This is a genomic window from Kitasatospora sp. NPDC088861 (assembly GCF_044750105.1).
GTDB lineage: Bacteria > Actinomycetota > Actinomycetes > Streptomycetales > Streptomycetaceae > Kitasatospora.
This window is the reverse complement of sequence record NZ_JBIVJF010000022.1, coordinates 64143-88459: the sequence shown is the minus strand read 5'-3', so window position 1 is coordinate 88459 and position 24317 is coordinate 64143. Positions and strand designations below refer to the sequence as shown.

The window sequence follows — 24317 nt, the reverse complement described above, 5'->3', positions numbered from 1 at the left end:
TGACACCTTCCGGGCCCGCCCCGGGGCGGGCCCGGAAGGCCCCCTCCTCAGACCGCTCCGTCCACACGCCCCTCACGCCAGGGAGTCGACCCACCATGAGCTCTTCACCGCCGGGCGGCACCACGCAGCCCCGGGAACGACTGGTCCTGCTCGCGATCTGTCTCGCCGTCCTGATGGTCCCAGTGTCGCTGAGCGGCACCTCGCTGGCCCTCCCGGCGATCAGCCGGTCGCTGGACGCCGACATCGTCCCGCTGCAGTGGGCGGTCAACGCCTACAACGTGACGGCGGCCAGCTTCATGCTGGCGGCCGGGTCGCTGGCCGACATCATCGGCCGGCGCAGGATGTTCGTGATCGGCACCACCCTGTTCGCCGCCGGTTCGCTCGCCTGCTCACTAGCCGGCGACATCTACCTGCTCGACGTCGCGCGCGCGGTGGCCGGCATCGGTTCGGCCGCGATCCTCACCGCCGGCACCGCCGTCCTGGCGAGCACCTTCGACGGCCCGGCGCGCAACCAGGCGTTCGCCGTGACCGGTGTGGTCATCGGGGCCGGCCTGGCCCTCGGCCCGACCACCTCCGGCTGGCTGATCTCCCTCATGGGCTGGCGCGGCATCTTCCTGACCCAGCTCGCCATCGCGGCCGTGGTGCTGCTGCTCGCCCGGATCATCCCGGAGTCCCGCAACTCGCAAGGCAGCAAGGTCGACTGGATCGGCACGGTGCTGTTCACCTCGGCCCTGTCGGTGCTGACCATCGCGGCCGCCGAGGGATCGCAACTCGGCTGGACCGGGCCGGAGATGATCGCGCTCGCGGTCCTCTTCGTGGTCCTGATGACGGCCTTCGTGCTGGCCGAGCGCCGACAGGCCCAGCCGATGTTCAACCTCGGCCTCCTCGCCAGGCCGCGCTTCGTGGCCCTGTGCCTGCTGCCGGTGATCTTCTCCTTCGGCTTCGTCGGCCTGGTGGTGCTGGTGCCCTCGTATCTGATCGGCGCCGACGGCCTGTCAAGCGGCGACGCCGGCCTGACCATGCTGCTGCTCACCGGGCCCGTCCTGGTCGTCCCGCTGCTGGCCTCCCGGATGCTCCAACGCGGCCTCTCCAGCCGGGTGCTGCTGACGGTCAGCCTGCTGGTCACCACCCTGGGGGTGGCCTGGCTGTCGGTTATCCACCCTGGCATCGGGCCGCTCGCCCTGGCCGGGCCGCTGCTGACCATCGGGGTGGGCCAGGGCCTGTCCTCCGGGCTGATGGACGGCGCCGCCGTCTCCGCCGTGGAACCGGCCCGGGCGGGCATGGCCGCGGGCATGTTCAATACCATGCGGCTGGCGGGCGAGGCGGTGGCGATCGCGGCCATGGGTGGGGTGCTGGTCTCGCTGATCAAGGGCCGGCTCGCGGACGGCATCGATGCCTTCGCGGGGAAGACCCCGAGCAACGTCGGCAGCCTGGCCGACAGCGTCGCAAGCGGCGACCTCACCGGACCGGCCGCCCAAGTGCCCGCCGCCGACCGGGGCGCGTTCACGGACCTGCTGGCCAACGGTTACACCGGTGCGATGCACACCATCCTCTGGGTGGTGGTCGGCCTCTGCGCCGTCGCCACGGTCGCGGTGTGGTTCCTGCTCGCCGAACGCCGCGCGGACGAGCCGGACGAGCCGGACGAGCCGGCGGAGGCGGCGGAGGCGGCGGAGGCGGCGGAGGCGGCGGAGGCGGCGGAGGCGGCGGAGGCGGCGGAGGCGGCGGAGGCGGCCGCGGAGCCTGCGGGCCGGTAGCCGCCCAGGCCCGGGAACGCGAGGGGCACCCGCCGGGCCGATGGCCCGACGGGTGCCCCTCGCCGCGGGTCGTGGAGAGTGGATCAGTGCCCCATCCCGTGGCCGCCGCCGACCGGGACGACCGCGCCGGTGACGAAGCTCGCCTCCTCGCTGGCCAGGAAGCGGACCACAGCGGCCACCTCGGCCGCGGTACCTGGGCGGCGCAGTGCCGTCCCGGCGACCAGCTCGGCGCGGCGTTCCGGTGTGAGGTGGGCGATCATGTCGGTCTCGATCAGCCCGGGTGCCACCACGTTGACCGTGATGTTGCGCCGGCCGAGCTCCCAGCACATCGACCGGGCCAAGCCGATCAGGGCGGACTTGGAGGCGGCGTAGTTGGTCTGGCCGGGCGAGCCCGCCATCCCGACCGTGGAGGACACCAGGAGCACCCTGCCCCACCGTGCCGTGGCCATCCGGACGGCCGCCCTACGGGCCACCCGGAACGCCCCCATCAGGTTGGTCTCGATGACGGCCGCGAAGTCCTCCTCGGACATCCCGAGCATCAGCATGTCCCGGGTCGCGCCAGCGTTGGCCACCAGCACCTCCACCGGTCCCTGCTGGGCTTCCACCTCGGCAAAGGCCCGCTCGACCGACTGCGGGTCGGTGACGTCACACCGTACGCCGAACAGGCCGGCCGGCGGCTCCCCGGACCGGTAGGTGACCGCGACCTTGTCGCCGGCCTCCGCGAAGGTACGGGCGACCTCAAGCCCGATTCCGCGGTTGCCACCGGTGACCAGTACGGAACGACTCATCGCTTCCCCTCCTGGGCGGATACCGACAGGTCCGCCGGCGCCTCACCCCCGGCATCGGTGAGACCGGACAGCCGGGCCAGGGCCTCGGCCGTGCCGGTGAAGTGCGCGGCGTGCCAGCCCGCTGCCCGGGCGCCCGTGCAGTTGGCGCCCAGGTCGTCGACCAGGAGGCACTCCTCGGGCCTCAACCCGAGGCGCTCGGCAGCTAGTCGGAAGATCCCGGGCTCCGGCTTGCGGTGCCCGACCTGGAAGGAGAGCACGATCTCGTCGAACAGCTCGACCGGGACCATCCGCCGCCAGTGCTCGTCCCAGCTGGGCACCATGTTGGACAGCACGCCAATCCGGTACCCGGCATCGCGGAGCTCTGCAAGCCTCGCCAACCACGGTTCGTTGACCTGGCGGTCGGTGAACCACTTGGCGGCGAAGTCGGAGAGGTCGACCACCGCGCCGTGTTCGGTCCGCAGCACCTCCTCCACCTGCCGGGACCACTCCGACTCCGAGACCAGGGGCGTGTCCAGCGGAGCCATCACATCGGTGCCGTACCGCGCCGCCACCTCGTACATGGCCCGCCGGAGCAACTCCGGTTCCAGGCCCATCGGACGGCAGAACGCCGCCATGGTCACCTCGATCGGCGGGGTCAGCACGCCCCCGAAGTCGGTCCAGACCGCGCGGATCGCCATGTCAGTCCTCCTCGACGGAGTTGGCGGGGGCCAGAGTCACCGTCGTCTTCGCGACGGTCACGTCCCCCTGGGTGAACGCCACCGGGACCGTCCACCGGCCGGCCGGGCTCTCCGACAGGGCCGCGGGTACGGCCACCGTCACCGGCTCGTCCAGTTCGGTGAACCGCCGGAACCCGGCGGTGGCACCCACCACCGCGACGCGGCCCGCCACCCGGCCGGCGCCCTCGGCGAAGGCCAGCAGCGCGAGCTGCCGGGCGGCCTCCAGCAGCACCATCGCCGGTAGGTGGTCGTAGGCGTGGTCGAACAGGCTGCGGTTGTCAAAGCGCGGGGCGACGACGGCGCGGAGCATGCCCCCGGCCCACCCCGGATCGGCCAGGACCACGTTGTCGGCCCGTCCCCGTCCCACGCGTTCCGGCACCACCGCCGTCCCTGCGGGGGCCGGTCCGGCGTCCGAGGTGGAGGACGGGGGGTCGCGCCGCTGCAGGTAGCGCAGGGCGTCATGCTCCCGGGCGGTGAGGGCGCTGACGGCCATGGTCGCCGAACCGACCGGGGAGCCGTCCAGGTAGAGCCGCTGGTCCACGACGATGCTCCGGATCCGGTCGCCCTTCCGCGTGACCTCCGGGTAACCGGTGCTGATGTGCAGCTCTCCGGGCAGTCGGCCGCGGAGCGCCGCCGTGGGACCGTCCAGTTCGATCGCCAGCGTGTTGACCAGGAACGCGGTCCGGACCGGCACTTCGAGGAACCGGTGCGCCCCGTAGACGGCGGCCTGCCGGGACGCTTCGAGCAGCAGCAGGAGGTCGAAGGCCGCAGCGGCCAGGTGATCGCTGTAGTAGGAGTGCGCCAGCGGCAGTTGCGCGCCGGCCAGGTAGCGGTCGCCACCAACCGGCCTCATGTCCGTCACGAAGACCTCGGCGAGCGCGGTGCGGTGCACCAACTGCCGCTCCACGGTTCGACCGAAGCTGATCACGCCGACTGCCTCCGGGTTGGTGTCACTCAGTTGATTCGACGTCATGCCCGCAGGATGGGCCACCGCCGCGCCCCTCCACCCGGCCGATCAACCCAAGAGCCGGGTACACCCATCACTTTGGTTATATCCGGCACTCCTCTTGGTGATAGGCGGCAACCGAGAGCGGATCGACCCCGCCTAGCGTGGCTGACGTCCGCAAACCCGGAAGGAGTTCGCACCATGGCCCCGAACAGCACCGAGCTCACCACCGACCGGCAGGAAGTGATCCGCCGGATCGTCGCCGAGGAACTGGACCTGGAGACCGCCGAGCTGAGCGGAAGCGCGCTCTTCATCGAGGACCTGGAGGCCGATTCGCTCTCCCTCATCCAGATCTTCTCCCGCATCGAACGGGAACTGGCGGTCTCCATCCCGCAGAGCCAGATGACGGCGATGGTCAGCCTGGACGCCATTGAGGAGGTCGTCGCCCGGTACGTCGACGGGGGACCGAGCGGTGCCTGAGTTCACGCACCGGCGGGTCGTCATCACCGGCCTGGGAGCGGTCAGCAGCCTCGGCATCGGCGCCGGCGCCTTCAGCGACGGGATCCGCGCCGCCCGCAGCGGCGTCTCACCGATCACCAGCTTCGACGCCGCCGGATTCCCGTACATCAACGCCGGCGAGGTGAAGGACTTCGAGCCGTCCGCGATCCTGGAACGGATCCGCCCCGAGCGCTGGGGCCGCAGCAGCCTGCTGGCCGCGGCCGCGGCCCGGTTGGCCCTCCAGGACTCGGGCCTGGACCCGGACGAGCTGTCCCGCTCGGCCGCTGGCTCGGTGATGGGAACGACGAGTGGAGAGTCGACCGTCGTCCAGCAGCTCACCGAGCAGTGGGTGGCCCACGGCCTCCAGGGGCTCGACCCCGCCCTGATCGCCCAGGTCCCGGCGAGCCGGATCGCCAACGCCGTCAACCACGAGCTACAGCTCACCGGGGACGCGCAGACCATCCCCACCGCCTGCTCCGCGAGCAACTACGCGCTGGGCTACGCCTACGACCTGGTCCGCACCGGCGAGGCGGACTACATGCTGGCGGGCGGTGCCGACTCGGTGAACCGCTACACCCACGCCGGCTTCTACCGGCTGGGCGCCCTGGCCGAGAACACCTGCCGCCCGTTCGACGTCGACCGGGCCGGCATCATCACGGCCGAGGGCGGCGTCTCGCTGCTCCTCGAACCGCTGGAGGACGCGGTCCGGCGCGGCGCGCGGATCTACGCGGAGGTCCTCGGATACGCCGTGAACTGCGACGCCGCGCACATGGTGCACCCCGACCCGACCAGCATCGCGAACTGCATCCGGCAGGCGCACCGGAACGCGGGGATCGAGCCCGACCAGGTCGACTACATCTGCGCGCACGGCACCGGCACCCCCACCAACGACGCCACCGAGGTACGGGCGGTCCACGAGGTGTTCGGGGACCGGCTGCCACCGATCAGTTCGATCAAGTCGATGATCGGCCACACCATGGGGGCCGCCAGCGGTTTCGGTGCGCTGGTCTGCTGCAAGGCTTTGGAGGGCGACTTCCTCCCCCCGACGGCCAACGTGCGGACCGTCGACCCCGCGCTGGGACCGGGGCTCGACTGCGTCCCCGGGCAGGCCCGGCCCGCCCGGCTCGACGTGGTGCAGAACCACGGCTTCGCCTTCGGCGGGAACAACGCCATCACTGTTCTGGGGAGGTTGACGTAATGCCGAAGACCCTTCCTCGGGGGACGGTCGAGCCCCTCGCGATCACCGGCGCCGGCGTGGTGTCGGCAGCCGGGCTCGGCCTGGCGGCGCTCGGTGACGCGATCGCCGGGAAGCCGCTCGCCGACTCGCCGCCGGCCGACCCGCAGCCGGGCGACTACCCGGCTGGCCCGATGAGGCCCGTGCCGCCGGTGGACTTCGCCGAGCACCTCGGCAGAAAAGGGCTGCGCCACCTGGACCGGACCACCAAACTCGGACTGCTGGCATGCAAGTTGGCCTTGGACAGCACCGACGACCAGGCCTCGGATCCGGCCACTGGCGTGGTCATGGGCACCAGCACCGGAAGCATCCGCAGCACTGCGGAGTTCTGCCGGGACACCCTGGTCCACGACCGTCCGTACCTGGTGGACGCCGGCTCGTTCCCGAACACGGTCATGAACTGCTGCGCCGGCCAGATCGCTATCCGCTACGGCCTGCACGGCGTGAACGCGACCCTCGCGGGCGGCCAGCTGTCCAGCCTGCTCGCCCTCCGGTACGCGCGCAACGCCCTGGTCGGGCGGCAGTCCCCACGCCTGCTGGTCGGCGGCGTGGAGGAGCTCGGACCGCAATCGGCCTGGGCCTGGCACCTCGCGGGCGGTCTGGCGCCCGAGGCGGGGCTGGGCGAGGGGTGCGCGGTGTTCGCCGTTTCCGGCGCCCCGGAGGCGGCTCCGGACGGCGGAACTGCGGACCCTACCGGAGACGGTCGATCGGCCGCCCCGCCACTCGCCTGGCTGCTCGCCTGCGAGGTCGCCTATCTGGGAGGCGAAGTCCATCGGGGCCGCCTAGCCGAGGGCCTGGCCAGGGTGATCACGCGGGCCATGGGGCGGAGCGGCGTTCGCCCCGAGGAGGTCGACCTCGTCTCCATGGGCGCCTGCGGCCACCGCGGACTGCGGCGGATCGAGGAGCGCGCCGTGACCGCGGCGCTGGAGCGGGTGCCCGAACGGGTCCTGCGCGCCGGGGAAGCGCTCGGCGAGTGCTACAGCGCGGCCGGCTCCCTGCAACTGGCCGCCCTGCTGGGCGAATGGCAGGAAAGGCCGGACTCGGCCGGCCGGGTCGGGCTCGTCACCGCGGTCGGATCGGACGGGAATGCTGGATGTGTCGTGGTGCGCGCACCGGCTCCGGTCGGCTGATCAGCGAGGCCTCGACAGCCTTGTTCACCGCGTCGATCCGGGAGACCGCGTCGAGCTTGCGGAAGACGTTGCGCAGGTGGAGCTTTACGGTGCCCTCGGCGATCGACAGCCGCGCCGCGATCTGCCGGTTGCTCATTGCGCCCGCGACCAGCGCCAGAACCTCCTGCTCGCGGGTCGACAGCAGCTCGGCGTCGCCGACGGCCGGGGTGAGCTGGATGCTGTCCCTTGTCACGGAGAGGATCACCCGGTCGCGGTCCTGCCAGACGCCCCTGATGGCGGCGGCCAGATCGCGCTGGCTGATGGTCTTGTGCAGGTAGCCGCGGATGCCCAGTTCGAGCAGTTCCTGGATGAGTCTCGGGTCCGCGTACATGCTGAGGATGATCACCTGCGTCCGGGGCGAGGCCTCACGCAGCCGGCGCACGGTGAGCAACGGTTTGCTGCCGGGCATCTCGATGTCCAGCAGCGCGATGTCCGGCTTGATCCTGGCGCTCAGTGCGACCGCATCGGACCCGTCCCCTGCCTGGGCGATCACATCGAAGTCGGACTGCGCGGAGAGCACCTCACACAGCACCTCGCGCAACAGCGTGTGATCGTCGGCGACGAGGATGCGGATAGGGTTTTCCATCGTTGAAATCACAGACAATCCTCCCGTGGGGAATGTTTCCAATCCCAAAGCCTGCCTTTCCCACATCATAACCCGCCGATCAACCCTCCAGCCTCTCATTCGGCTGGCGCGTCTCGGCTGGTCGAAAACTAGCCATCCGGCACAGAACGACCACGTGTAAGAAAGTTCACGAGAGCTCTGCGTTTGAAATCCTATGCGCCCCGCATTCATGGAAGATTTCCGAAAGGATTCATGATGTCTGATTCATCCGGCGTTCTCGTCGTCGGCGCCGGCCCGACCGGTCTGACCCTCGCCGTCGAACTGCTCTCCCGAGGCACCTCGGTACGTGTGGTCGACCGCGCCGAACGCCCGCACCCGCACTCCCGCGCGCTCGTGCTGTGGCCCCGAGCCCTCGAGGTGCTCGACCGGCTCGGGGCCGGAGCGGCTCTGGCCCGGCAGTCGATGCCCATCCACGGCCAGGTCTACTACTCCGGCGGCAGCCGCAAGGCCAGGGTCGACTTCGAACGGCTGGCCGGGTCCCGTTTCACCTCTCCGGTATCAATCCCACAACTGGAAACCGAAAAGGCTCTACGGGAACGATTTGCGGAAATGGGCGGGCAAATCGAGTTCGGCGTCGAATTGGCCGACCTCAAAGATACCGGCGGGAAGGTCGAGGCGACGCTGGTATCCCCGGGGTCAGACCGGGCCGAAACCGTCCGGACTGATTGGCTGGTGGGCTGCGACGGGGCGCACAGCAAGGTCCGTGAACTCATCGGGGTCAGCTTCGAGGGCGCGCCGTACGAACAGAAATTCGTACTCACCGACGGAGCCTGCGCCACCTCGCTGGCCCACGACGAAGCCCACCACTTCATGACCGACACCGGCGTCCTGACCGTCCTGGGCCTGCCCGGAGGCGACTACCGGGTCGTCGCCAGTGTCGCCGCGGACATGAAGATCGACGACCCGGTCGCCTTCGTCCAGGCGGCCGCCGCCGAGCGCTGCCCGGTGCCGCTCCAGTTGCTCAGGAAGCAGCGGACCGGGGACTTCCGGGTCCAGCGGCGACTGGCCGGCGCCTTCAAGGTCGGCAGGGTGCTGATCCTCGGCGACGCGGCCCACGTCAACAGCCCGGTCGGCGCCCAGGGGCTCAACACTGGCATCGAGGACGCCCACGGGCTCGGCTGGCGGCTCACCCAGGTGCAACGAGGCATCCACTCCGAGGAGGTGCTGGAGGAATGGGCCGCCGAGCGGCGCCACATGGCTGGCATCGTGGTCGCCGACACCGACCGGCAGACCCGGATGTGGATGCTGACCGGCCGGCGAGCCACCGTCCGCGACCTCGCCCTCGCGGCGGCCCAGCGCACCGGGCTGCTCAACCGCTACATGCCCGCCAGGTTTGCCCAGTTGAGCAACTCCTACCCGAGCGACGGGCCCGGCATCGGCTCGCTGCGGGCTGGCATGCGCCTGCCCGACGTCCGCTTCGAAGGCGGGTGGCTGCGGGACCTGCTGTCTCCCGACGACCTGCTGCTGCTGGTCCTCCCAGCCGACCGGCGCGACCCCGGCCGGCTCGCGTCGGCCCAGCGACTGGTCTCGCGGGTACGGGACCATGCCGCCTCCAGCCCGGTCGGGATCCGTCAGGTCGTCCTGTCCCGGCGGGCGGCCGCCACCGACCCCGCGGACTCCACCGGCGCGGCGCACTCCGCGCTGGAAGCCCGGGAACCGAGCGTGATCCTGGTCCGTCCGGACGGGATCATCGCGCTGGCCTGCCGGTTCGACGATCCCCGGATCGCCCGCCGGATCCGGGAGCTGGCCCCCGCCCGGCGCACGCCACGACTGGCGGCCGACCCGGTATGACCCTCCTCCACCCCGGCCCCACCCGCCCTCCGGGGCCCCGGGATGCGACGCACCGGGTCGTGCTGGTGCACCACGCTGGCGGCTCTGACGTGGAATATCGGCGGTGGGCCCGGTACTTCCCGCCCGAGTGGGACGTCTTGGCCGTCGGGCTGCCCGGCCGGGGCGGCTCCCGCGGAGCACCGGTCGTGCGCACCATCGCGGAGCTGAGCGACCGGCTCGTCGCCGAACTCTCCTCGCTGCCCGACCGGCCACTCGCCCTGTTCGGCCACAGCATGGGCGCGCTGGTCTGCTACGACCTGGCCCGCACCCTGATCGTCCACGGCCTGCCTGCGCCGCTGTGGCTCGGCGTCTCCGCACACCCCGGCCCCGCCCACCACGTCGGCGGCCGGCCCGCCCCGACCGCCCTGCCCAGCGAGGAACTGCGGGCGCTGGTCAGCGAATGGGGCGGGCTGGAGCCCCGTCTCCTCGCCGATGACACCCTCTGGTCCTTCGTCGAGCCTCCCTTGCGCCAGGACCTGGATCTGGTGGCCTCCTGGTCGCGGGACCGGCTCGGCGCCCCGCTACCCGTCCCCCTGACCGCCTTCTGCGGCTCCGCGGACCGCCTCGCCCGCCCGGCCCAGGCCGCCAGCTGGGCCGAGCACACCGACCACTTCCTCGGCCTCAGAGTGCGGACCGGGGGCCACTTCTACTTCCGCGGCGACGTCCGGACCGTCATCGACCAGATCGTGTTCGAGATCCGCTCGGCCGCCCGGCACACCACAGTTCGCCAGTCCCGCCGACGACCCAGGAGCCGATCAGCGTGAAGGAACGAACCGCTGCAACCCTCCGCCGCGCGGACGAGGACCGCCCCGCCCCCGACGTCCTCAGCGTCGACCCCTACGGCGAGCTCGTACGGCTCGGCCTACTGCCCGGAGCCCGCAACGACGCCCGCCCCGCCGCACCGGAGGCTCCGCGCGCCGAACGGCTCCCACCCGAGTAGCCGCACCGCTTCGCCGACGCGCAATCTCGCCTACCGGCGGGGGAGGCTGGGGATGCGACAGGAGGGGCCACGGAGTAATCCGAGAGACTGCGAGTGCCGGGAAAAGTCAGGCCAGCGGGTATCTGGCCTGGTCTCAGCTCGGTGAGCTCTCCAGGAGCTCGAACGTGTACGCCGAAGGCCGCTTTCTCGTGAACGAGAAAATGGCCTCTGGCCTACGACTATGGAGTTGAACTCCACTCGAGACGACAGGAGTTGAACCTGCGACACCTTGACTCCCAAGTCAAGAGGTTCAACTATCGTCGGGAACAAGGACCTTGAGGTCTCGGGCTCTTGCTTCCCAACCATCTTGAGGAACCCGCGAGTTGGTGGTTTTCGACGAGAGCGATACGGCGAGGAGCTGACAGTTCGCCAATGTTTGCTTTGCGCACAAGCGTCCGCTTTCGCCCATCGGCGTTCATGAGCGCTCATCCTGCGTGGTCCCAAAATGGCCCCCAGGCCGACCACCCCGCGACAGCTACTGCTCGTGACCGAGATCTGTCGGCTCCTCAGCAAGCACCACCGCGTGATCCCGGCAGCCGCTGCGCCGACGGCGCCGGTCAGCTCGCAGGGCCGCCTCCTACGGGCGGATCACGCTCGCTTACCCACCGGTTGCGGATCGTGATCGTCCGGACGGTGTGTCGTCTTGAGCGTGTCGTCTCCAGATGGTTCTGACGCGCTTCGTGCACCGCCCCGCACGCTCTGCCGCCACACCCGACATGGCAGCCACTCTTATCCCAGAGGCACCACCCAGTCCGAGAGAAGGGGAAGCTCATGGGACAACGTGCGCAGCGTGGCCGGGTCTATCGGCGGTGTGCTTGTTCGGACGGGCACGAGAGGCAGTTGGGTCCGTGGTGTGTGCGGTTGCTGGAGGAGGCGGGTCGCGGGTCGTGGACGTACTGCGTTGACCTGGCCCCTGAGTACGGGAAGCGAAAGACCCGCCGGCGGGGCGGGTTCGCCAGCCGTGCGGAGGCGGCCCGGGAGATGAGGGCGGTGCTGGACGGTGAGCTGCGCGGCCTGTACGAGGACCGCCGCATAACCGTGGCGGGCTTCCTGCGGCAGTGGCTGGCGGTGAAGATGGAAGAGCTCGCTCCGAACACCGACGCCGGCTACGAGGCGTGCGTGGAACGGGACCTGATCCCCGCACTCGGCCGCTACCGTCTCCCGGACCTACGCCCGAAGCACATCGCGCGCTGGATCGCCGCCCAGCGCAAGGCCAAGCGCGGCAAGGTCACCATCTACCGGATCGTCTCCACCCTTCGCAACGCCATCAACACCGCCGTGCGCACCTGGGGGCTGCGCTACAACCCCGCCAAGCACTCTCCCGCCCAGGCCCCGCGCTGCCGAGCGCACCTGCTGGACCCCCGAGCAGGCCGCCACCATCCTGCGCCGAGCACTACGCCGACCGGCTGACCGACCTCTTCGAGGTCATGCTCGACACCGGCATGCGCCGTGGCGAGATCCTCGCCCTGCACTGGTCCGACGTCCACCTCATGGACCGCCAGCTCTACGTCCGCTGGACCCTCGCCGCCATCGACAACGGGAAGACCCACCTCCGCGAGCCCAAGACCGAGGCCAGCCGCACCTGGATCAACCTCTCCCCCGGAGTCATGACGCCCTCCAGGTGGAGAGGTGAGGTTCACGGACGCCGTGGTGGCCGGCAGCGCAGCGATGTGGTGTAGCAGTGACCGAACCCCTCGGAGTGAACGGACAGGTCGTTTGACTGCGTTTGCTCGTCGACTGGTTGCACCATGTGCACAGAGCTGACACGGCGGCGACCAAGATCCCCGACAGAGTCACGCTCAGTCGGCCTCACTGTCACGGGCGGCGGTGCTCGGCGGGACGGGTCCGGGGCCGGCACCCGGCGCCGCCTTCTCCAGGTGCCCTGTTGATCCCCGGCAAGCAAGGCCCCGCACCCGGCACACTCGAACGAAGACCTTGCCTGTCGCGTACAGCTACGGCCGCCCGGTCAGGACCAGGTCTAGCGGCCCCCGGCGTGAACCGGGCCCATCAACCGCCGCTCTTGCGGCGAAAGTTGCGCTTACCGCCCACCGCGCCGTGGGCGCCGTGGATCTTCGAGTCGCCATTCAGGCCGCTGGCCACGCTATCGGCCCGCTGCCAGAGGTCGATCTGGCGGTGGACGGAGGCGAGGACGGGCGCCCAACCTTCTTCGAAAACCCCGGCGATGGCCCTGCCACCGGCGTCTGCCGCTTTCAGGCCTGTGATCTCCCGCGTGCGCAGACCTCTCTCAGGGCCAGACCGAACGCACGGTCCGCGGGGGGGGCGAGGCCGGGGCGGTCTTCGTCTCCACCATGGTGGCCTCGACAGCCGGAAGAATCAGCGGGTCGTGTCCGACCGCGAGTTCGTCCTGGTGTCAGCCCCGGTCCTGCAATACCTCGTGCGCCTGCCGCCACGCGTTCTGGCCCGTCATGCGCCACACGCTACGGATACGGTACTGAATCCGGTCGCTCAGCGCCGCGGCCAACAACCGAGCCGCCCTGCCGCGCCTCGCCGCCCGGCCAGCCCACTGCCCCGAGTCCGGGCGAACTCATGATCACTCTCCGGCAGCGAGATAGCTCGACCACCCAAGAAGGTCGGCGGCAACCAATGACCTCTGCCTGCCGACCGGTCCGCCTCAGAAGTCCCTGAACACCCCGTCCTCATCGACGGCGTCGGCAAATTCGTCGAAGTCCATGTTCGCGATCGACAGGTTGTTCTCGATCCCCCAGAGCTCAGCGGCGACAACCCTGATGCAGCGCCCCGGCTCACCCCACAGGTCCACGACGACGACCGGCAGTTCGGCCGAGCCGAGCGCATCCGCGTCCGCCAGGACGAGCAGTGCGTGCCAGTAATCGCCCGGCAGCAGGTTCCTCGCCTCAGCACAGGTCGCACCCGCGAAATAGGGATTGTCCACAAGCTCTACGCCGGGAAGGAAACCGTACTCGTTCGGGGTGGCCAGGACCTCGCGCAGACGCTCCCACGACACGGGGCTGGAGAAGTCGGTACGCACCACCAATGTGGCCAAACTACTGGGAAGCGGCGGCCTCCGCGGGTGATCCGGGCGGCAGTGTGCAGGAGGCGGTAGCGGAGCTTCTTGGGTTCGGCGGTGGCCAACTCGCCTTCTAGCAGCGGGGTTCGGGTCCAGGCGAGCAGGTCGAGGGCGGTCAGGGACAGTTCCAGCCAGGCCTGGTTGATGGCGAAGTGGCGGGAGGGGAAGCGGCCGAAGCCGGTGCTCTTGCCGCAGCGGATGTGGTCCTCGATGCGGGCGTGGGCGCGGTGGACCTCCAGGTGCTGCAGCGAACCTTCGCCGACCGGGGTATCTGTGAGGAACGCATGGTGGCGCATGCCTTCGTCCTGGTCGAGCAGGGACAGCTGGGCGCCGGGGTGGGGACGCTCGCGGCGGACGATGATGCGGGTGCCGTCCGGGTGTCCGGTGAGGTCGACCAGGCCGGTCAGCTCGGCGACCTCGGCGCCGGCACGGAGGGAGCCGTCCTGTTCCAGCGCCGGGTGCCAGACCTGTTCGGGTAGGGCACGGATGGCTTTTCGGACCTGTTCGGTGACGGCGTGTCCGACGGAGAAGGTGGTCCGGATCCCGTGTTGCCGCAGGGCGCGCAGGTGGGCCAGGAAGGCCTTGGCGCCGCCCGCGCTGTCGGCGCGGACGAGGATCGGGGTGCCGTGGCGGTGGGCGTCGGGGATTTGGGCGAGGGCCTGGTCGAGGACGGTGATGTGGTCGGCGGCGGTGTTCGCTCCGGCGTTGCCCGGTCGCAGGATGCCGGCGAGGGCCTCACCGGTGTTGTCGAGGAAGCAGAGCATCGGGTGGTAGCCGAAGCCACGTTTGTAGGTGGCGGCGGCCTGTTCCTTCTCGGAGTGGCAGGTGACCAGGGTGGCGTCGATGTCCAGGACCAGGCCTGGTAGTTGATGTATTCCGGCATGCGAGGCGGGTATCGGGCGTGCGGTCTCGCCGGCCTGCAGCCAATCGTTGCAGCTCAGAAGGCACTTTCGCTTTTCCGATCATGATCCGGACGTGACCCCAGATGAAACGCGCAGGCTAGTTCCGCAGCCCGCCGTGGCCAGCCTGGCCAACTACGCTTCGGGCGGATTTCATGCTGTCCAAGACGGTGCCGATGGCGTCGTAGCGCCTGGCGGACGACTGCTTGATGGGATGCTCGGCCATGGCCGCCGGATGAATGTTCGCGAAACCGGCCCCTACAGCCCCGGCCACTATCCACCCTCCCGGCCGGCGAGGTTAGAGTCCACGAACTCCGATTACCTTCGGCTGGTAAAGCTTCGGAGCGAGTCATCGACGAGCGTCCGGAGCTCTCCGTCGAGGTCCTCCACGGACAACGAGTCAAAGGATATGAAGGCCTGAAGCCTCAGGATCCGTTTCAGGAGGTCTCGGAGGAAGCCCCGCTCGGTCACCGTCTCCAGGGGGATATCTACTGTCTGCCAGACCCTGAGGATCCCGCGCACGATGTGGGGGCTGCCGCCGATGGAGGTCCGGCGGGCGTAGATCTGGTCGAAGGCGGACTCGCCGAGGACGGAGAGGGCGGCGTAGAGGTCCTCGGACTCAACGTCCCGATCGTGGACGAGATGGGCCCGCCACCAGAGACGACCGAAGACGTGCCGGGTGACGTCCGTACCCAGGACCCGGTCGTGGTGGAAGTCGGTGTATCGCCACGCGGCCACGTCGGGCATGACCACGAGGGAGAGGAAGGCCCAGAGATCGCCCACGACCGCCTCGGCGGGGATGATCCCCGAGTCCCGATGGAGGATCTCGGCCACGGCGATGTCGAACCCGCCGGCCTGCTTCCGGTTGTGTGGGGCCGGGAAGCCTCTCTCGCGGGCCGCGTCGACGATGGCGGCCCGAAGCCTCAGCAGTCGCTCCGGGGGTAGCCGTACGCCACCGGTCGCGGCGTAGAACATGGCGAGGTGCGACTGCGCGGCACAGCCGCTCAGTTCGTCGGGCGACTTGTCGAGGTACGACGCCCTCAGTTCCTTGGCCGCTCCGGCGAGCAGGCGTGGGTAGAGATACGCCATCACGAGTCCTTCGCGAAGAGGCCGACGGCACTCTGCACACAGGCGGAGAAGTACGACGGGTCGCTGCGTCGCATGAGTCTGAGCGAGGCCAGCGGCGTGCCGGGTAGGTGTGTGCGGACTGCGCCGAGGAGCATGTGGCCCAGGGTGTCCGGCTCGAAGGTCGATTCGTCGTCGAGGTCCTCGTTGCCGACGGCGTGCTCGATCATGAGCCGCACGACGTCCTGACGGAGTGCCGACTGGATCAGCCGTTCCGCGTGGGTCGCCTTCTCGGCCTTCCGCATGGCGTCGAGGACGATCGTGGTTCGGCTGTTGACCAGCAGCAGGACCGCGCCCATGGTCGCGGCTTCGAGGTTGGGCCCGATGTCCAGGTACCAGGGTGCGTCCTCCGGATAGCCCGCCTCCGCGAAGTCGACGACGGCCATCGGGAACTGTGAGGCGTCTCCTTGGAGGCGGACCTGTTTACGGTGCTGCCACAGGATGGAGCCGGCGCGCCGTGGTCCCGTCGGGTCGGGGTTGTCGAGGTGCTTGGCGAGAATCATCTGAGTGTCGATCGAGAGCACGCCTCCGCTGTCTCGTCCGAGGACCGTGAAGGCCAGGTGCACCGATCGCCTCCCCTCGTCGGTCAGTCGCTCCTCGGCCGCAAGCATGCGTAGGCCGGAGCCGGACGAGCTCCACACGGTCGTGAGGGCGAGTTCGGCGTCCGGGGGCAGCGCCGCGCTCTCTCGGACCGTGTCGAGGTCCACCTCGACGGTACATTCGAGTTCGAGATCGCGTTGGTAGTCCCAGTCGACGACCGAGGGCGGGAGCGGGACGCCCTCGCCGTCCTCCTGTTTGAGGAGCCATCCGTCGGTGGTCACCGCATGCGGGTGCGGGCGTCGGTAAGGGTAGGCCCGACGGCTCACACGTCACCGCCCTTACGCTCCGAGACCATGACGATCTCGGTCACGGTGTCGGGTGCGGGCGTGACGATCAGCGCCCAGACCCGCCCGTCGCCTCCCTCCGCGGAGAGTTCATCGGATCTGTGGATCTCCCCCGTGTCCGACCGCCACCCGAGCACGGTCGGCACGAACGCGCCCCGTGGCGGTTCGCCCTCTCGACCCAGGGCGTCGTTCAGCGCCACCGCGAGTCGGCTTCGGACCGTCTGTTTTCCGATGTCGACCAGCTCGAATCTCTGCACGAGGACGGCGCGACCGTCCACGGTGTCGTGGAACGGCTCGTCCAGGTAGCGCAGCCTGGCGCCACGTCGGCCGTGTGTCACGGGGCGGTCGGGCAGGTTCGACCCGGCTTCCCAGGTGTTCGAGGCGTCGGTGCCCGGACTGCCGCTGGCCGGTCCCGGGGACCGTGTGTCGCCGGTCGCCGGGAAGACCGCGGAGCCACCGAGTCCGGGGGCTCCCGCCATCAGCCCCGCCATCATCTTGCTCATACCCGCGAGCGAGACTCCGTCCCCGGCGTTGTTCACGACGGCCGCGGGTCCGGAGGCGGCCTTCATCTCGTCCGCGATCTTCTTCAGGGCGTGCTTCGCGAGCCTGCGCTCGTCCAGGTCCTGCAGCCGGTCCACCATCCAGTTGTCATGGCTGGCCGGTTCGGAGAGCGCGAAGGTGCGGTCCATGCCCTTGTCGGCGCGGAAGACGGCGGCGTAGCCCCCGTGCTCCTCGAAGAACGGCGGGCCTTCTAGGTACTTCACCACGAGGTCCACAGGGCGCATGAGGCAAGTGTGATGCAGCCGGCCCCCGATTCCGGCCTCCTGGGCGGCTCTCGGCGGCTTGCCGGGGGGTGCGATGAACTTGCGTACGCCGAAGCGTCCCAGAGGTCGTTTCCTCGTCTTGTGTTCGATGAGGACGTTCATGCCGCCGTGGGCCCAGAGGAACGGGCGCAAGTGCGGTACCTCGGACGGACGGGGGACGGGGACGTCCGTCCCGTCGTACGTGATCGAGAACCGCATCGGCGGTTGCCCGCCTTCGGGAAGCATCTTGGGCCAGAGGTTCCAGACGATCGCGTCGGCGATCCAGCGCATCGCCTCGGCGTCGTCCCGCTCTCCGAATCCGGGTTCGATCACCGCGACGGTGGTGCCGGTCTCGCCTTCGGGCAACGCCCTCAGGCCGAGCCTTCGGGCAACCTCGTCGGCTTCCTCGCCGACGAGCGGTTCGACGTATCCGTCCTGGACGCGTCCCCAGTAATGCCGGCCGGTGAACGTCTTCGGGCCCTCGACGGTGTCGGTGCTGTAGCTCTCGTTGACAGCCCAGCCGATGAGTCGGGTCTCCAGGCGGCCGCTGGCCCGGCAGCGGGTGTGGACGAGGACCGTATGCGGCTTGGAGGCGAGGTGGAAGACCACCTTGCCGTAGCCGTAGGTGCCGCCGCGACTGTCGAGGTCCTGGGAGCTGCCGGTCTTGCGGACGAAGGAGACGAAGTCGCTGTCGCCGTCGGCGACGACGTCGGCGCGGGTCGGGCCGCCGAGCCCCTTGGTGCCGGTGTCGGTGACCGTGAGGACGCGGATGACCGGTCGAGCGAGGGAGGCGCGCAGTTCGAGGTGTTCGGTCGTGGGGGCGTTCTCGAGGAGCAGGTCCCGCCAGATCGGCGCTTCGGTGGGGCTCAGGGAACGCAGCTCGACGCGGTAGTCGACCGGGCCGTCGCCGGTCCGGGCGTCCCAGCTGTTCTGCGCCGACTCGCGGACGAGAAGGGTCAGCGGATCAAGTTCGGTGGCGTCGAGGTGTCGGAGTATGCCCTCGGCCGCTCCTCCTCCACCGGGTCCGTAGGACTCGGACAGCCAGCGTGGCGTCGTTGTCACGTCGGCTCTCCCATCCGGGCGAGGACGTCGTTCACGGCGTCGTCGTCGAGGCGGTCGGTCCGGACGCTGGCGAGGTCCACCGTGTAGCGGACGTCGAGGACCCCCGCCGGTACCTCCGCGCCCGGTATGGAGGTCGTGGTGAGCTTCGGGAACCCGTCGTCGACGGGGTACCAGCGGCTCTCGACCGGGGAGAGCCGCTGGCCCTCCTGACCCTGGTCGGACCGCTGGTAGCCGAGGCGGGCGAGCTTGGACAGGAACGCGACCTCGTCGTCGCACAGTTCCCTCGCGTGTGTCACGAGTTCGTCGAGGGTGCGTCCTCGCGGATCCGGCTGAAGCCGTTGCCAGGCGATGAACAGCTCGCCGTCCTCCGGCGGTTCGAGTTGGTCTAGTCCGTGGACCTGGAGGAGTCTCCTTTCGGAGACCGTGGTGCTGCTCTTCACCTCCACGGCCAGGCGGCCGTCGGTGAAGTCGTGTCGCTCCCCCTCGGGGCCCGCCCAGTGGCGGACGGCTCCCGAGTCGCCTTCCAGCAGGCGGATCAGGACGAGGAGCTCCCCGAAGAGACCGACGACCTGTTCGTCCGTCAGAGGACGCCTGCCACCGCTGAACAGGCGGCGCCAGCGTTCCACGACCGCGCGGGCGGTGCGGTAAGGCCGATCACCGTCGGCGGCCAGCGCGACGAGCACGTCATGGCAGAGGCCGGTGAACACGTCGTCGAGTTCGCGGTTGGTGCAGGTTACGTCGGCGAAGCGGCCGTAGCTATCGTCGTCTTCGAGCGGGCGCTCGAAGATCCGGAGCGATCCACCGGCGACGCCCGCCGAGAGTCGTTGTCGCGTCGCCAGCGGTATCAGCAGGTGCCTCATACCGTCCGCGTCGACCGCCGCCAGGAGCGGACCGTGGGCAGTCGTCACCGGGAGGGAGGAGGTCCTCAGGACGTGTCCCTCCGCGACCGGGGCCACGTCGAGACCTCGCCAGTGTTCGTCGAGGACGAGACGGAGGCCGGGCGCGCTCATCTGCCGTCGTCCTCCATCAGGAGGGCGAGCTCGTCCTCGTCGATCGTGTCGAACTCGTCGTCGTGGACGACGCCGGAGAGATCGGCGCTGTACCACTCGACCTCGCTGTCCTCACCGCGGGGCAGGGGGAAGACGAGACCGACCCCGATGACGTGGTCGGCGGCGTCCAGCGGTACGCGGCGTTCCTTCGTGGGGGGCGAGATCCGGTCGATCGGATAGAGGGTCAGCAGAGCGGTCTCGGGACACTGCGTCTGGCGGGCCACCTTCAGGACCTTCTCCGTGATCTCCTCGAACCGGCTCAGGTCGAGGTCGACGCCGGCGTCCCGACGGCTCATGAGGGTCTTGATGTCGGCGGCGTCGTGAGCGCTCTCCAACTTCGCACGGATCACCCGGTTCACGGCGACGCCTGGGGCGAACTCGTAGGCGGCGTCGGGATCCTCGGTGAGCGGCTTGCCGATGATCGCCACGTTCCACCGCTTCAACGCCCCACCGCCCGGTGCCTTGAGCCGCCTCTCCACGTACCGACGGAGCAGATCCGCGTCGCAGTCCATCGACTTCTCGTGGAAGCGGTAGCGGCCGAGGAAGTCGAGGACCATGTCGTAGGGAACGTCGCGCAACAGGTGCCGGCCCTGGGCCGAACGATCCTCGTGACGGGCCCCACCGACGCGGAGAGCCTGTTCGACGAGCTCGCCGGCGGCCTTCCGGTTGGCCCGGAGCCATTCCGCGTCCGCGGTGCGGAAGTAGCGGGTCTGAACCCGCTGCCCCCCGTAGGCGGCGCTGGCCTTGACCGCGTCCCGCATCTTGGTCGCGGCGGTGATGCGCAGCGCAGGGTGATTGCGAAGGCGGACGGCGAAGGTCAGCGGGGTCTTGTCCTCGATCATGAAGGAGTCGATGTCCCGCCTCATCTCCGACTCCACGGTGGCGATGTGGCGGAACCAGTCCCGCAGTTCGTCGGTCATCCAGATGCGGGGGAGGTCGGCGTAACCGTCGCGGAATCCGAACCAGCGGCCCATCTGGAGCAGGGTGTCGTAGGTGGAGGCGCCTCGGACGAAGTAGCTGACGGCGAGGCCTTCGAGGGTCAGGCCGCGGGAGAGCGTGTTGCCGCCGACGGCGATGGCGACGATCGGGCCGGTCTCGTAGTCGAGACGTTCGAGGCTCTTGGAGTTGTCGAGGATGACGCGGCAGTCGTCGACGACGCCGGGGAATTTCGGGAGGAGCTCCTCGAAGGGCACTTTCCATTCACCGAGGTCCGCCGCGGGCACCCGGGCCGTTTCCGTGTCCCACAGTTCACGCAGTTCGTCGAGAAGTTCCGGTTCCTCGGCCGTGATCATGTCCAGGATCGTGGACTTGAAGCGCTTGAGCGGTTCCTCGAAGCTCTGGTGGACCACCGTGCTGACGCTGGTGTGGACGAGCATCGTCGAGTGGGGCACGCCCTGTCCGCGTACGCGTCGGGCCGCTGTGGCGAGCCAGAAGTAGAGGACGGCGGTGCGGAGGGAGCCGTCGATCTCTGGGCTGAATCCGTCAATCTCGTCCCGGCCCGGTCGGACGAGTTCGACCTCCTCCTCGGGCACGGTCCGGATCATGTCGTAGCCGTCGGGTACCTCCTGCGGGTCCTCCCCGTCGAACGGTTCCCGCCCGAACAGGACCTCGGTGCCGAAGTGGCCGCGCGGCTTGGGCAGGTTGACGATGAAGTCCCGCGGATAGAGGTCCTTGGCCGTCGGGTCGATGAGGAGGTTCGCGAAGGGGGTGGCGGTGTATCCGACGTATCCGCCCCGGGGGAAGAGGTCGATGATCTCGCGGATCAGCGGGTTGGTCCGCTTGGACGCGATGCTCGCTTGGTCCGCCTCGTCGTCGATGATGAGCGTCGGGCAGTTCTTCAGGTGTTCGGGGGCCTTCTCCAGCCAGTCCTTGAGCTTCCTGAGCCTGGGGACGTTCTTCTTCACCACGCACAGGACGTGTTGCTCGCTCTTGTGGGTGAAGAACGCGGCGGGGTTGCCGGCGGGCGGTTCGAAGTCGCCGTCGACTCCGGTCAGGGGGTGCCACTGGTCGATCACCGGCTGGAGGAGCTGTCGCTCGAGCCGCAGCTGGGTCTGTCGGCGGAGACCGTTGTGGATGCCGGCGAGCACGATGAAGAACTTATATCCGGCGTCCGCGGCCTTGGCGATCAGAGCGGTGAAGTTGGTGGTCTTGCCGGACTGTACGTAGCCCACGACGAGGCCACGGGTGGAGAACTTCTTCTCCTTGGGGTGGTCGAGCAGCGAGACGACCTTGGTGGAGGCGGCGTCGAGGTCCCGAAGGCCGTCGCCGTGCCACGACGGCTGCCGTCCCAGGAGGTCGTGGAACGCGGGCCAGCAGCGGTCGCCCTCCTGGGGGCCGACGTACCAGGTCTCGCGGTTGTTGCGGACGACCGAGCCGGGCTGGCGCTTGTCGCGGATCTCGATGGTCTCCCGCTGGTGGCGCTCGCCGATGCGCTTGACGATGTCCTCGTCCACCCGGAACAGCTTGAGCATCGCCAGGGCCTGCTCCGGCGTATGCAGTTTGATCAAGCTCCGGAATTGCTCGTACTGCGCGTCGAACTCGTCCACGGATCCCCTTCCGCCCCACACCCGGCCCGACACGAAACCCCTGTTCGGCCGGACCCCACGACGTGACGACCGTACAGCAACGCGACCATCGTTCCCATACGCACCAATGTCGCGGTCGCGCGCGGCCCGACTGTCAGGCGGCGACGAGGGCCAGCTCCTTGGCGCGACGGCGCCGCTCCGGAGCGGGCGAGGGAAGCTGTTCGACCTGAGCCACCAGAAGCGGTGCGAGGTGCTCCGCGATGGCGCGCGCCAGACCGACGGGCACGGCGTTGCCGATCTGGCGGGCGATCTGGCCGCGGCTTCCACACCACTTGAAGTCCATGGGGAAGCTCTGCAGGAGCGCCGCTTCGAGATGGGTGATCGGGCGGTGAAGCCAGGGGTGGAGGTACCGACCCTTCTCCGGCTTGAAGAACTCGGTCCGGATCGTCACGGAAGGCTTGTCCCGGAACATCCGGCCCATGACGTCGGCGGAGCCGCTCTTGTGCTTCTTCCAGCAGGCGGACAGCAGGTCGAACGGGATATCGAAGCGGTTCCCGCCTTCCGGGATGGAGGCGTAGCGCTCCATCGACTTCTGGGTGATGCCGCTTCGCCGGAGGTGCAGTTCCTCCATGGAGAACGGACCCGGGACGCCGTTGACCGTCGACCCTCGGGTGGGCAGTTGCGGGGTCTGCTTCTTCAGGACGAGTTCCGAGATCGTCTGCCAGACGGTACGTGGCCGGCCGACGGTAGGTGCGGGGATCAGCAGGGCGACGAGTTCCATCTCCGAGAGCTGGTCGAGCCGCTTGCCCGCGCCCGGGGCGATGAGGTCCTTGCGCGCCCCAACGAGGATGGTCCGCCTCCTGCGCTGCGGCACACCGTGATCGTCGGCGTTGATCAGTTCATGCCGGATGAGGTAGTCCTCGAGAAGCCCCCCGGTGCGGGTCTCGTTCACGAGCAGGGCGAACTCGGGGGACCGCCGGAAGGCGTCGACGTTCTCCATCACGAAGAACTTCGGTTCGGCCGCAGCGACGACGGTCAGGTAGTGGCGCCACAGCTGGTTACGCTCGTCGTCGGGATCCTGGTTTCCGAGCCTGGAGAACCCCTGGCACGGGGGACCGCCGAGGACCACGTCGGCCTTGGGGATCCCCGCCTCGCGCTTCACCCACTCGGCGATGTCGCCCTGATGGATGTGAGCGCCGAAGTTCGCCTCGTAGGTGGCCGCGGCGGCCTTGTCGAGCTCCACTGCGGCGATGGGGCGGTACAGCGACTTCCCGTGGTGCCTGGCGTCGACGAACCCCTTGGTCAAGCCGCCACAACCCGCGAAGAGATCGATCACCCGGAAGTCCCCGGCCCGGGGGGTCTTACCGCTGCGAGGCGGGTCGAATGCGCTGATCGTGGAGGGGGTGTCGGCCATGCAGGCACTCTAGCCGGCCGGACCTATCAGGAACAACACACAGCGCAAACTTGGATTCTACTACGCGAGGAGGCATCGCGCCGGCCCTGATTCCGCCCCGTTCCGACGGGCGGGACCCCGGCGTCGACCCACGGCCGTATCGTCGACTCCGTACCGCACACACGACGGGTAGGGGATCATCGGTGGCTGTCGCAGCTCCCGGCGGGTCGTCGAAGCCGGGCTCGACGGACCGCTCATGGCGGCCGAAGCCGGGACTGGACACGGCCCAGCGCTCGAAGGAACAGGACCGGGCCGCCGGAGGCTACGACCACCGTCTGGTGGACGCGGGCGAGGGACGACTCCGGCCCGCGAGCGTCGTGCTGAACAGGTCCGCCCGGACCGGCCGGATCAAGGCGGTCCTGCGCTGGTCCGCCGACGGACGGTCGAAGACCGTGTCCCTCGGTGAGGTGGATCACCCCACGCGAGCCGCCAACCTGCGCGAGGGCTGGCACCTGGCCCAGGAGGCCGGACTGCTGACCGAGGCCTCCCTCCCTCCGGACTCGTGGGCCTCCTCCCTGGGGACGCGGGCGTCCATGCGCTCGAACACGGGCAGGGACACCAAGCCCGAGCTGCGCCTGCGGTCACTGCTGCATCGGGCCGGGCTCAGGTACCGGGTGTCCGCCCGGCCGGTCCCCACCCTGCGCCGGACCGCCGACGTGGTCTTCACGAGGGACAGGGTCGCAGTCTTCGTGGACGGCTGCTACTGGCACTACTGCCCGGAACATCGCAGCGTGCCCGCGACGAACCGGGACTTCTGGGTCGAGAAGCTGGAGAAGAACAGGGCTCGCGACGCCGAGACGGTACGGCTGCTGCAGGATCACGGGTGGACGGTCATCCGCATCTGGGAACACGTCCCCGCCGAGGAGGCGGCCCGCCTGGTCATCGAACAGGTCCACCGGGCTCACGAGGCGGGCCGTCACTGATCGGAAGAT

22 protein-coding genes and 2 pseudogenes are annotated in these 24317 nt (G+C 69.5%); 11 read left to right on the top strand and 13 right to left on the bottom strand.

Annotated elements, in window-relative coordinates:
- Positions 1-95 precede the first annotated feature (95 nt).
- The gene (locus tag ACIP37_RS28775; RefSeq protein ID WP_400844694.1) at positions 96-1754 is read left to right on the top strand and encodes an MFS transporter; all 1659 of its coding nucleotides are present in this window, start codon (positions 96-98) and stop codon (positions 1752-1754) included.
- Positions 1755-1837: 83 nt separating this feature from the next.
- Here ACIP37_RS28775 and ACIP37_RS28770 read toward each other — a convergent pair whose 3' ends face one another.
- The 3 genes from ACIP37_RS28770 to ACIP37_RS28760 are packed head-to-tail and all read right to left on the bottom strand — an operon-like array spanning position 1838 to position 4231.
- Positions 1838-2542: an SDR family oxidoreductase gene (locus tag ACIP37_RS28770; RefSeq protein ID WP_400811549.1), complete on the bottom strand. Its 705-nt coding sequence runs from the start codon at positions 2540-2542 to the stop codon at positions 1838-1840.
- The gene (locus tag ACIP37_RS28765) at positions 2539-3219 is read right to left on the bottom strand and encodes an HAD family hydrolase (RefSeq protein ID WP_400811546.1); all 681 of its coding nucleotides are present in this window, start codon (positions 3217-3219) and stop codon (positions 2539-2541) included. The genes ACIP37_RS28770 and ACIP37_RS28765 overlap by 4 nt, the downstream gene beginning before the upstream one ends.
- A 1-nt stretch (position 3220) precedes the next feature.
- Positions 3221-4231, bottom strand: a complete 1011-nt coding sequence (locus ACIP37_RS28760) for a ScbA/BarX family gamma-butyrolactone biosynthesis protein (RefSeq protein WP_400811543.1) — start codon at positions 4229-4231, stop codon at positions 3221-3223.
- 174 nt (positions 4232-4405) lie between these two features.
- On the opposite strand from ACIP37_RS28760, the gene ACIP37_RS28755 reads away from it, so the two are divergent.
- The 3 genes from ACIP37_RS28755 to ACIP37_RS28745 are packed head-to-tail and all read left to right on the top strand — an operon-like array spanning position 4406 to position 7066.
- On the top strand, positions 4406-4684 hold the full coding sequence (locus ACIP37_RS28755) for an acyl carrier protein (protein WP_400811541.1): 279 nt from the start codon (positions 4406-4408) through the stop codon (positions 4682-4684).
- Positions 4677-5900, top strand: a complete 1224-nt coding sequence (locus ACIP37_RS28750; RefSeq protein ID WP_400811538.1) for a beta-ketoacyl-[acyl-carrier-protein] synthase family protein — start codon at positions 4677-4679, stop codon at positions 5898-5900. Before ACIP37_RS28755 ends, ACIP37_RS28750 begins: the two co-directional genes overlap by 8 nt.
- On the top strand, positions 5900-7066 hold the full coding sequence (locus ACIP37_RS28745) for a beta-ketoacyl synthase N-terminal-like domain-containing protein (protein ID WP_400811535.1): 1167 nt from the start codon (positions 5900-5902) through the stop codon (positions 7064-7066). The genes ACIP37_RS28750 and ACIP37_RS28745 overlap by 1 nt, the downstream gene beginning before the upstream one ends.
- On the opposite strand, the gene ACIP37_RS28740 is transcribed toward ACIP37_RS28745, so the two are convergent.
- Positions 6999-7691 (bottom strand): response regulator, encoded by a 693-nt coding sequence (locus ACIP37_RS28740; RefSeq protein ID WP_400811532.1) that lies wholly within the window; start codon positions 7689-7691, stop codon positions 6999-7001. The genes ACIP37_RS28745 and ACIP37_RS28740 overlap by 68 nt on opposite strands.
- A gap of 234 nt (positions 7692-7925) precedes the next feature.
- On the opposite strand from ACIP37_RS28740, the gene ACIP37_RS28735 reads away from it, so the two are divergent.
- From ACIP37_RS28735 to ACIP37_RS28710, 6 genes and pseudogenes are all read left to right on the top strand, one after another.
- Positions 7926-9521: an FAD-dependent monooxygenase gene (locus ACIP37_RS28735; RefSeq protein WP_400811530.1), complete on the top strand. Its 1596-nt coding sequence runs from the start codon at positions 7926-7928 to the stop codon at positions 9519-9521.
- Positions 9518-10324 (top strand): thioesterase II family protein, encoded by an 807-nt coding sequence (locus tag ACIP37_RS28730; RefSeq protein WP_400811528.1) that lies wholly within the window; start codon positions 9518-9520, stop codon positions 10322-10324. Before ACIP37_RS28735 ends, ACIP37_RS28730 begins: the two co-directional genes overlap by 4 nt.
- The gene (locus tag ACIP37_RS28725; RefSeq protein ID WP_400811525.1) at positions 10321-10500 is read left to right on the top strand and encodes a hypothetical protein; all 180 of its coding nucleotides are present in this window, start codon (positions 10321-10323) and stop codon (positions 10498-10500) included. Before ACIP37_RS28730 ends, ACIP37_RS28725 begins: the two co-directional genes overlap by 4 nt.
- 810 nt (positions 10501-11310) lie before the next feature.
- A pseudogene (locus tag ACIP37_RS28720) lies at positions 11311-11520 on the top strand (Arm DNA-binding domain-containing protein); the annotation flags it as partial.
- Positions 11521-11949: a hypothetical protein gene (locus tag ACIP37_RS28715; protein ID WP_400811593.1), complete on the top strand. Its 429-nt coding sequence runs from the start codon at positions 11521-11523 to the stop codon at positions 11947-11949.
- A 17-nt stretch (positions 11950-11966) separates the two neighbouring features.
- Complete coding sequence (locus ACIP37_RS28710) at positions 11967-12218, top strand: hypothetical protein (protein WP_400811522.1); 252 nt, start codon at positions 11967-11969, stop codon at positions 12216-12218.
- 328 nt (positions 12219-12546) lie between these two features.
- On the opposite strand, the gene ACIP37_RS28705 is transcribed toward ACIP37_RS28710, so the two are convergent.
- From ACIP37_RS28705 to ACIP37_RS28665, 9 genes and pseudogenes are all read right to left on the bottom strand, one after another.
- Positions 12547-12639 carry a DUF5302 domain-containing protein gene (locus ACIP37_RS28705; RefSeq protein ID WP_400811519.1) on the bottom strand — a complete coding sequence of 31 codons (93 nt, stop codon included), beginning with the start codon at positions 12637-12639 and terminating at the stop codon, positions 12547-12549.
- Between the two features lie 532 nt (positions 12640-13171).
- A complete protein-coding gene (locus ACIP37_RS28700; protein WP_400811516.1) occupies positions 13172-13522 on the bottom strand; it encodes a DUF6924 domain-containing protein in 351 nt (116 codons plus the stop codon).
- A 50-nt stretch (positions 13523-13572) separates the two neighbouring features.
- A pseudogene (locus tag ACIP37_RS28695) lies at positions 13573-14511 on the bottom strand (IS1380 family transposase); the annotation flags it as partial.
- A 291-nt stretch (positions 14512-14802) separates the two neighbouring features.
- Complete coding sequence (locus tag ACIP37_RS28690; RefSeq protein ID WP_400811513.1) at positions 14803-15573, bottom strand: DUF6339 family protein; 771 nt, start codon at positions 15571-15573, stop codon at positions 14803-14805.
- Entirely contained in the window at positions 15573-16430 is an 858-nt protein-coding gene (locus ACIP37_RS28685) for a hypothetical protein (protein ID WP_400811511.1), read from the bottom strand. Before ACIP37_RS28685 ends, ACIP37_RS28690 begins: the two co-directional genes overlap by 1 nt.
- A 41-nt stretch (positions 16431-16471) precedes the next feature.
- Complete coding sequence (locus ACIP37_RS28680) at positions 16472-18358, bottom strand: hypothetical protein (protein ID WP_400844691.1); 1887 nt, start codon at positions 18356-18358, stop codon at positions 16472-16474.
- Complete coding sequence (locus tag ACIP37_RS28675) at positions 18355-19368, bottom strand: PD-(D/E)XK motif protein (RefSeq protein WP_400811505.1); 1014 nt, start codon at positions 19366-19368, stop codon at positions 18355-18357. Before ACIP37_RS28675 ends, ACIP37_RS28680 begins: the two co-directional genes overlap by 4 nt.
- A complete protein-coding gene (locus ACIP37_RS28670; protein ID WP_400811502.1) occupies positions 19365-21953 on the bottom strand; it encodes a Z1 domain-containing protein in 2589 nt (862 codons plus the stop codon). Before ACIP37_RS28670 ends, ACIP37_RS28675 begins: the two co-directional genes overlap by 4 nt.
- Positions 21954-22086: 133 nt before the next feature.
- The gene (locus ACIP37_RS28665) at positions 22087-23346 is read right to left on the bottom strand and encodes a DNA cytosine methyltransferase (RefSeq protein ID WP_400811499.1); all 1260 of its coding nucleotides are present in this window, start codon (positions 23344-23346) and stop codon (positions 22087-22089) included.
- 182 nt (positions 23347-23528) lie between these two features.
- Here ACIP37_RS28665 and ACIP37_RS28660 point away from each other — a divergent pair, with 182 nt between their 5' ends.
- The gene (locus ACIP37_RS28660; RefSeq protein ID WP_400811498.1) at positions 23529-24308 is read left to right on the top strand and encodes a very short patch repair endonuclease; all 780 of its coding nucleotides are present in this window, start codon (positions 23529-23531) and stop codon (positions 24306-24308) included.
- The last annotated feature ends 9 nt before the right edge of the window (positions 24309-24317 follow it).